At 65.9% G+C, this 1,176-nt stretch carries 1 protein-coding gene; it reads right to left on the bottom strand.

Annotation, left to right across the window (positions count from 1 at the left end; genetic code table 11):
• The coding region (tuf, locus tag BMX57_RS20255) for an elongation factor Tu (RefSeq protein WP_092371738.1) at window positions 1–1,176 on the bottom strand (1,176 nt) is incomplete at its 5' end.

Genomic DNA, 1,176 nt, shown 5'->3' with positions numbered 1-1,176 from the left:
TTACTCGATGATCTTCGACACCACGCCGGCGCCAACCGTGCGGCCGCCTTCGCGGATGGCGAAGCGCAGGCCGTCTTCCATCGCGATCGGTGCGATCAGCTCGACGGTGAAGCCCACGTTGTCGCCCGGCATCACCATCTCGGTGCCCTCGGCCAGCGTCACCGTGCCGGTCACGTCCGTGGTGCGGAAGTAGAACTGCGGACGGTAGTTGGCGAAGAACGGCGTATGGCGGCCGCCCTCTTCCTTGGTCAGGATATACGCCTCGGCCTCGAACTTGGTGTGCGGCGTCACCGAACCCGGCTTGCACAGCACCTGGCCACGCTCGACCGCCTCGCGGTCGATGCCGCGCAGCAGCGCGCCGATGTTGTCGCCCGCCTCGCCGCGGTCCAGGAGCTTGCGGAACATCTCGACGCCGGTGCAGGTCGTCGTCTTGGTGTCCTTGATGCCCACGATCTCGATCGAGTCGCCCACGTTGATCACGCCACGCTCGACACGGCCCGTGACCACGGTGCCGCGGCCCGAGATCGAGAACACGTCCTCGATCGGCATCAGGAACGGCTGGTCGACCGCGCGCTCGGGCGTCGGGATATACTCGTCCACGGCCGCCATCAGCTCGCGGATCTTGTTCTCGCCGATCTCGGGGTCGCGGCCTTCCATCGCCGCCAGCGCGGAACCCGCGATGATCGGGATGTCGTCGCCGGGGAACTCGTAGGAGCTCAGCAGCTCGCGCACTTCCATCTCGACCAGCTCCAGCAGTTCCTCGTCATCGACCTGGTCGACCTTGTTGAGGAACACCACCAGCGCCGGAACCCCGACCTGGCGGGCCAGCAGGATGTGCTCGCGGGTCTGCGGCATCGGGCCGTCGGCCGCGTTCACCACCAGGATCGCGCCGTCCATCTGCGCCGCGCCCGTGATCATGTTCTTCACGTAGTCGGCGTGGCCCGGGCAGTCCACATGCGCGTAGTGGCGCGCGTCGGTCTCGTATTCCACATGCGCCGTCGAGATGGTGATCCCGCGCGCCTTCTCCTCGGGCGCGCCGTCGATCTGGTCATACGCCCGGAAGTCGCCGAAATACTTGGTGATCGCTGCCGTCAGCGTCGTCTTGCCGTGGTCAACATGGCCAACCGTGCCGATGTTCACATGCGGCTTGTTACGCTCAAACTTTTCCTTTGCCAT

The organism is Cribrihabitans marinus, assembly GCF_900109035.1.
Lineage (GTDB): Bacteria > Pseudomonadota > Alphaproteobacteria > Rhodobacterales > Rhodobacteraceae > Cribrihabitans > Cribrihabitans marinus.
The sequence above is the reverse complement of the archived record's forward strand: the minus strand, read 5'-3'. Positions and strand labels throughout refer to the sequence as shown.